The sequence below is a fragment of the Bradyrhizobium sp. Kon58 genome, from assembly GCF_055807455.1.
Map to the genome: position 1 here is coordinate 1 of NZ_JBVVOT010000436.1, position 271 is coordinate 271.

Genomic DNA, 271 nt, shown 5'->3' on the forward strand with positions numbered 1-271 from the left:
GCTGACCGTCGCGCAACTCCAGGAGCAGGCACCCGTAAAAGGGGTTGTCCGGGCGCACGCCTTCGACATCAATGGTTTTAAATCCAGCGATATCGTGCGTTTTACTGCACAGGATGACGGCAAATATGAATACCTCAAGGGTCGAAGGGATGGCACTCAAATCCTCTATATCCCAGGCAACGTACCGGCCTTTCTGAAATTCGAGTCATTTGAAAAACTCGACCAGTGGGTGGCCGACCAAGGCAAGGACGCGAAAAAACGCGAAGCGCTG

1 protein-coding gene is annotated in these 271 nt (G+C 53.1%); it reads left to right on the forward strand.

The window, feature by feature from the left end:
• A partial coding sequence (locus AC0L20_RS41060; protein WP_473295836.1) for a dermonecrotic toxin domain-containing protein occupies positions 1-271 on the forward strand: 271 nt, incomplete at both ends.